General features: G+C 66.6%; 6 protein-coding genes. 5 read left to right on the forward strand and 1 reads right to left on the reverse strand.

Going from position 1 to position 7,389, the window contains the following annotated elements:
- Nucleotides 1–700: alpha/beta fold hydrolase (locus PMI40_RS11955; RefSeq protein ID WP_008115599.1), on the forward strand; the 700-nt coding region annotated here is incomplete at its 5' end.
- A 215-nt stretch (nucleotides 701–915) separates the two neighbouring features.
- Entirely contained in the window at nucleotides 916–2,052 is a 1,137-nt protein-coding gene (locus PMI40_RS11960; protein ID WP_008115601.1) for a calcium-binding protein, read from the forward strand.
- Between the two features lie 48 nt (nucleotides 2,053–2,100).
- Here PMI40_RS11960 and PMI40_RS11965 read toward each other — a convergent pair whose 3' ends face one another.
- Nucleotides 2,101–2,994, reverse strand: a complete 894-nt coding sequence (locus PMI40_RS11965) for a LysR family transcriptional regulator (RefSeq protein ID WP_008115603.1) — start codon at nucleotides 2,992–2,994, stop codon at nucleotides 2,101–2,103.
- Nucleotides 2,995–3,297: 303 nt separating this feature from the next.
- On the opposite strand from PMI40_RS11965, the gene PMI40_RS11970 reads away from it, so the two are divergent.
- The 3 genes from PMI40_RS11970 to PMI40_RS11980 form a co-directional block, all read left to right on the forward strand.
- Nucleotides 3,298–4,506, forward strand: coding sequence for a calcium-binding protein (locus PMI40_RS11970; protein ID WP_008115606.1), 1,209 nt, complete (start codon nucleotides 3,298–3,300; stop codon nucleotides 4,504–4,506).
- A gap of 211 nt (nucleotides 4,507–4,717) precedes the next feature.
- Nucleotides 4,718–6,865, forward strand: a complete 2,148-nt coding sequence (locus tag PMI40_RS11975; protein ID WP_008115607.1) for a type I secretion system permease/ATPase — start codon at nucleotides 4,718–4,720, stop codon at nucleotides 6,863–6,865.
- Nucleotides 6,866–6,869: 4 nt separating this feature from the next.
- A partial coding sequence (locus PMI40_RS11980; RefSeq protein ID WP_008115609.1) for a biotin/lipoyl-binding protein occupies nucleotides 6,870–7,389 on the forward strand: 520 nt, incomplete at its 3' end.

Here is a 7,389-nt window from a genome sequence, read left to right on the forward strand (position 1 = left end):
GGGCCCCCGCCTGTCGATGTGGCAGCAGCAGGTCGAGGTGCTGCGCCAGCGGTGGCGGGTGCTGCGCTACGACACCCGTGGCCACGGCGGCAGTACCATCGACGGCACCGGCGCCGATGCGGCTTACACGTTGCAACAGCTGGGGGCCGACGTGATCGGTCTGATGGATCGCCTGGAGATCGGGCGAGCCCATTTCTGCGGCATCTCGATGGGCGGCATCACCGGCCTGTGGCTGGGGCTGCATGCGCCCCAGCGCCTGCTCAGCCTGACCGTGGCCAACAGCGCCGCACGGATCGGCAATGCCCAGGGGTGGGATGCGCGCGCCCAGCAAGTCGTCGAGCAGGGGATGGCGGCGCTGGCCGCCGGGGCGTCGGCGCGCTGGTTCACCGACGACTTCGTGGCACGTTCGCCGGCGCTGGTCAAGCGCATGACCGAGCAGTTGGCAGCATCCTCGGCCAACGGCTACGCGGCCTGCTGCCGGGCCCTGGCCGAAGCCGACCTGCGCGCCGACCTGGCCCGCATCCCGGTGCCCACGCTGGTCATCGCCGGACGTGACGACCCGGTGACCACGGTGGACGACGCCCGCTTCGTGAGCCAGCGGGTACCCGGCGCCCGCCTGGTCGAGTTGCAGGCATCGCACCTGTCCAATATCGAGGCCGCCGACGCCTTCACGCTCGCACTGTCGCAACAGCTCGGTTGAGTGCGCAGTGGCGCCATCGGCCGGCCAAGCCATCGAGGCGTAGCCGGCCTGTTTTTCCCGACCTGATCGTCTCTCGCATTTCTATCAGCTTGGCCGGGCATTGACCGCTGGAAAACACGCGCGCCGGCACCGCATGGCCAGACTTGGCAGGGTCGTGCCTGTCTTCATGACGACACGGCAGAGGTTTTTCTTCAACTTCACCTGGGAGCACTGACATGCACACATCAAGCGACAAGGACCACCCAACCGCAGCGGCACCCGTGGTGCCGTCGACCATTCGCGGCACCGACGGCAGCGACATCCTCCTGGGCGGCGCCGCCGATGACCTGATCGACGCCGGGGCCGGCGACGATTACCTGTACGACGACCAGGGCAGCAATGCGCTGCGCGGAGGGCCGGGCGACGACACCATCATCGGCGCCGGCATCATCCATGGCGGGCCGGGCGATGACACCATCGCCGCCGCCGGCGACGCCAGCGGCAACATCTACCAATACGCTTTGGGCGACGGCTTCGACACCATCTCGACCATGGATGGCAGGCCGTCGCTGTCCGAACTGGGCACGCTGCGGTTCGGGGCCGGAGTGACACCGGCGGCGGTCGCGCTGGTGCGCGACGACGACCACCTGAGCTTCTACCTCGGTCCGACCGACCAGGTCACGCTGCTGGATTGGTTCAAGGGTCCGGCGTTCCAGTTGGCGCAGGTCGACTTCGCCGATGGCACCACCTGGCGCCCGGACGACATTGCCGCCATGGACATCGCCGTACTGGGCACCGAAGGCGACGACGTGCTGCAGGGGCACGCCGGCAACAACCTGATCCATGCCGGCTCGGGCGACGACTATGTGCTCGACGGCGAAGGCAACAACGTCATCTACGGCGGCGCCGGCGACGATAGCCTGATGGGACGCGGCGTGCTCGACGGCGGCCATGGCAACGATACCTTGATGGCGGTGGGCCAGGCCGAGCACAATATCTATTTCTTCGACGTCGGCGATGGCCATGACACGCTGTACGCCCAGGGCGACGAGAACCCGGGTCGCGCGCAGGGAACGGTGGGCTTCGGCGAGACGCTCGACCCCTCGCGCCTGTGGTTTCGACGCCAGGACGACGACCTGGCCGTGACCGTGGTCGGCTCGCGCGAAGGCCTGACCATCAAGGATTGGTATCGGGGCGAGCCCAACCAGGTGGCACGCTTCATGGCCGGCGACGACAGGGTATTGCGCCATGACCAGGTGCAGGACCTGGTACACGCCATGGCCGCTTTCGCGCCGCCCTTGAGCGGCGCCAGCCGGCTGGAGCACGGCATCGGCCTGGCCCTGGCGCCGGTATTGGCCGCCAGCTGGAGCTGAGCGCGGCCCGGGGCAAACGTCACGTGTGAAGCGGTGAGAGGCAGCGGATCAACGCGACAGTTGTTGCACCACCTCACCGGCCAGCGACCGCAACTGGTCGAGCAACACAGAGCGGTCGCTGGCGCGCACATTCATGATCACCGGTGAAAAGATCGCCTTGTTCGATAACGGCCGGTACACCACGTCGCTGCGATGCAATCCCTTGACCGAGGCCGGCACCAGGGCCACCCCCACGCCGGCCGCCACCAGGCCGATGGCGGTCTGCATCTCGTTGGCTTCCTTGACGATGTTGGGATGCAGCCCGCGCTGGGCGAATATCTCCAGCACCTGGTCGGCATAGCTGGGCCGGGGCCGGGCCGGGTACAGGATGAATCGCTCGCTGGCCAGCTGCGCCAGGCTGACACTGGCCTTCTTGAGCAACGGATGGCGCAGCGGGAAGGCCGCCATCAATGGTTCCTCCACCAGCGTCACGCAGGCGATATCGGGGTCGCTGATGGGCAGCCGTCCGAACCCGACGTCGATGCGCCCCGACTTGAGCGCTTCGACCTGCTCCATGGTGACCAGCTCCGAAAAGCCGATCTCGATATCAGGCCGGTGCAGCCGAAAACGCTTGATCAGTTCAGGCAGCATGCCATACATCGCCGACGGCACGAAACCCACGTTGAACCACTGGTTGGCGCCGCCGGCGATGCGCCGCGTCCCTTCCTCGATCTGTTCCAGGCGGGCCAGCAGTTGCACTGTCTGTTCGTAGAAGAAGCGACCGGCCATGGTCAAGGCGATCGGTCGCGAGTCGCGCTCGACCAGGACTGCCCCGACCATATCCTCGAGCTGGCGGATCTGCCTCGACAACGGTGGCTGCGCGATGTGCAGCAGCGCCGCGGCACGGCTGAAGCTGAGCGTGCTGGCGACGGCATGGAAGTAACGCAGGTGTCTGAGTTCCAAGAAAGGCTCCCTGGGCGCGGGTCGGAAAGACACCAATGGTAGCGCCTGTGGCGCTTGCCGGCCATCGCATTCGAAGCAAGCATGGCGTAGCCGGGCCGGCATGCACCGGCCTGCTGCCGTCAGGCCGGCCGCTGCGGGGCCGGCTTCGAACAAGTTCAGAAATCCGGATGATCCGCGTCTGGAAAAGCGCCAGGCCGGGCGATGGATTCAACAATTCCCTCGCCGCCCAGCGGCACACCGGACCGTCCCGAGCGATCACCCGCGATGGACGGATACCTTTGCATCGAACTGAAAGGAAACGATATGGCTACCCTGGATAGCATCATGCTGGCCGAAGTCACGACCAACGATCAACGGAGCTTTCCGCCACGCCCGGCGCTGGCCGGCACCGAGGGCAACGACCGGCTCGACGGCATGCCCGGCGCCGACGTGATCGACGGCCGTGGCGGCAATGACATCATCAACGACATCCATGGCGACAATATCCTGCGCGGCGGCAGCGGGGACGACGAGATCAACGGGGTGGGTACCATCTCGGGCGGACCCGGCAACGATACGCTGCGCGGCGACGGCACTTTCCTGTTCGCGCGGGGCGACGGCCACGACACCATCGGCAACCTGGGCGCAATACAGGTGCTCGACCAGCATGGAAGCCAGTACAAGCAGCACAGCCTGGAGCGCAGCATCCTGCGCTTCGGCGACGGCATTGCCGCGTCGTCGATCCATCTTGTACGTCGCACCGGCAACCTTGAACTGATCATCGACGACGACAACTCGGTCACGCTGGAACACTGGTTCGAGCAACCCGCCAATCGCCTGATGCAGGTCGAATTCGCCGATGGCACCATCTGGGATCGCAGTGCCATTGCCGCGCTGCCACTGCTGATCGGTGGCACCGATGGCGACGACGGCCTGGCGGGCACTTCCCGTGACGACACCATCTACGCCGGCGATGGTGACAACATCATCTTCGCGCCACATGGTTGGAACATGATGTTTGGCGAAGCGGGGGACGATATGCTGATCGGCTCGGGCGGTTTCGTCGGCGGCCCCGGAGACGATACCCTCATCGCGCGCGGCGAACTGGGCCGCGACACCTACTTCTTCGGCCGCGGCGACGGTCGTGACGAGCTCTACGTCAACAGCCTTTGCCGCCGGACCCCTGCCGGGCCAGGCGCGGCGACGGCCCAAGGCACGCTGGCCTTCTACCAGGACCTGGCCCAACAGGACCTCTGGTTCAGCCGCCAGGCCGATGACCTGAGCATTACCGTGGTCGGATCCAGCGATGGCGTGACCATCCATGACTGGTTCCTGGGGCCGGCATATCAGGTGGCACGCCTGTGGATCGATGACGAGAAGATCATGCCCGGCGACAAGGTGCCCGCGCTGGTGCAGGCCATGTCGCACTTCACGCCGCCCGCGGCCGATGGTGCCGGCCTGCCGGCCGAGGTAAGGCAAGCCCTGGCACCGGCCATTGCGGCTGCCTGGGCCAGCGAAGGCGCAACCGGCTAGCGCCGTTGCCGCAGCCCTTGCAACCGGGGGCTGCGGCCCGCTCTTGCGTGCCTGTGGAGGCACCCAGCGGGCCTTGAGGTCCGGTTAGGCGGCGATCGCGATGCGCGCCGTTTATGAAACCGGTTTTCGGAATCCAGCGATATCGCAATCGTGCCACCGGCTTGAAAATCTCGGCTTTCCCAAGGCCGCGACCTGCCGTCGCCGAACCGCAATGAACCAGTCCGATCCCGACGTTGTAGATACCGCACTGGCGTGCCTGGTGATGATCGCGCGCCTGCATGGCGTTGCCGCCGATGCGCAGCAACTGGCACATGAATTCGTCTCCGGAGGCGGTGTCATGGATGCCGATGGCATGCAGCTGGCGGCCCGCAAACTGGGCCTCAAGGCGCGCCGGGTCAAGACCGACGCGGCGCGCCTGGGTCGCACGCCGCTACCGGCGGTGGCGCTGGGCCGGCCCGAAGCGGGCGCTTCGGCCCACGCCGCAGACTTCTTCGTCATTGCCCGCGCCAGTGAAGACCAGGTATTGATCCAGTCACCGCGCATGCATCGTCCACAAATGCTGAGCATGGCCGAACTGCGACAGCGCTGGCAGGGCGAGCTGGTGCTGTTCGCCTCGCGCGCATCGATCACCGGCGAACTGGCCCGCTTCGACTTCAGCTGGTTCATCCCGGCCATCGTCAAGTATCGCCGCCTGCTGCTCGAAGTGCTGGCGGTCAGCCTGGCGCTGCAGGTATTGGCCCTGATCACGCCGCTCTTCTTCCAGGTGGTGATGGACAAGGTGCTGGTGCATCGGGGCCTGAGCACGCTGGATGTGATCGCCGCCGGCCTGGCGGCGGTCACCGTGTTCGAGGTGGTGCTCACCGCATTGCGCAGCTATGTATTCGCGCACACCACCAGCCGCATCGATATCGAGCTGGGAGCGCGGCTGTTCCGTCATCTGCTGGCGCTGCCGATTGCGTATTTCCAGGCACGGCGGGTCGGTGACTCGGTGGCGCGCGTGCGCGAACTGGAAAACGTGCGCGCCTTCCTGACCGGCAACGCGCTCACGGTGCTGCTGGACCTGCTGTTCTCGGTGGTGTTCCTGGCGGTGATGCTGCAGTACAGCTTCTGGCTGACGCTGGTGGTCGCGGTCTCGTTGCCGTTGTACATCCTGGTATCGGCATCGCTTACGCCAGTGCTGCGCCAGCGGCTCAACGAGAAATTCAATCGCGGCGCCGAAAACCAGGCCTTCCTGGTCGAGAGCATCAGCGGTATCGACACGGTCAAGTCGATGGCGGTGGAACCGCAATGGACCCGCAGCTGGGACCAGCAACTGGCCGCCTATGTAGCGGCCGGTTTCCGCACCGCCACCATCAGCACGCTGGCCGCAGGCGGGGTGACGCTGATCTCCAAGCTGGTGACGGTGGCCACGCTGTACCTGGGTGCGCGGCTGGTCATCGAGGGCCAGTTGTCGGTGGGCCAGTTGATCGCATTCAACATGCTGGCCGGCCAGGTGGCACAGCCGGTGATGCGCCTGGCGCAACTGTGGACCGACTTCCAGCAGACCGGGCTGTCGGTGCAACGCCTGGGCGACATCCTCAATGCGCGTACCGAACTGGCGGGCAACAAGAGCACCTTGCCACCCATTGCCGGCCGCATCACGCTGGAGCAGGTGGTGTTTCGCTACCGTCCCGACATGCCCGAAGTGCTGCGGCAGCTGTCGCTCGACATCCGCGCCGGCGAAGTGGTGGGCGTGGTCGGCCGTTCGGGTTCCGGCAAGAGCACGCTGGCGCGGCTGGTGCAGCGCCTGTATGTACCCGAGCGGGGCCGGGTACTGGTCGATGGCATCGACCTGGCGCTGGTCGACGCCAGCTCATTGCGGCGCCAGATCGGCGTGGTGCAGCAAGACAACGTCCTGTTCTCGCGCAGCATCCGCGACAACATCGCCCTGGGCGAGCCGGGCGCCACGCTGGAACAGGTGGTGCGGGCGGCGCGCCTGGCCGGTGCCGACCAGTTCATCCTCGACCTGCCCGAAGGCTACGACACGATGGTCGGCGAACAGGGATCGAGCCTGTCGGGCGGCCAGCGCCAGCGCATCGCCATCGCGCGCGCCTTGATGAGCAATCCGCGCGTACTGGTGTTTGACGAAGCCACCAGTGCCCTGGACTACGAGAGCGAACGCATCATCCAGGACAACATGCAGGCGATCTGCCGCAACCGCACCGTGATCGTCATTGCGCACCGGCTGTCGGCCGTGCGCGACGCCGACCGCATCATCGTGATGGACCAGGGGCAGATCGCCGAATCCGGAACCCATGCCGAATTGCTGGGCCGCGACGGTGGCCTGTATGCGCGGCTGCACCGATTGCAACAAGGATGAGCCGATGAACCGCGCATTGCTCGACGCCATCAGGGAATTCGTCCGCCGTCACGGCCAGGTATGGCGCCTCGCCTGGCAACAACGACACCAGATGACGCCGCCCCGGCGCCTGCCGCACGAACTGCAATTCCTGCCGGCCGCGCTGGCGCTGCAGGAGACACCGGTGTCACCTGCGCCCAGGGTGGCCATGTGGCTGTTGATCGGCTTCATGCTCATGGCGCTGCTGTGGGCCATCGTCGGTCGCATCGATATCGTGGCCACCGCACAGGGCCGGATCGTACCGGATGGACGTACCAAGACCATCCAGTCGCTGCAGACGGCAACCGTCAAGCGCATCCACGTCAGCGACGGCCAGGCCGTCGAGGCCGGCGACCTGCTGGTCGAGCTCGACCCCACCGTGGCGCAAGCCGACGTGCGCCGCCTGGCGGGCGAGCGCGATGCGGCGCGACTGGCGGCGGCGCGCTCGCGCAGCATGCTGGCGGCACTCGACGCACGACCTGTCGCGCCGCAGCGGCGGCCGGCCG

Source organism: Herbaspirillum sp. YR522 (assembly GCF_000282575.1).
GTDB lineage: Bacteria > Pseudomonadota > Gammaproteobacteria > Burkholderiales > Burkholderiaceae_D > Herbaspirillum.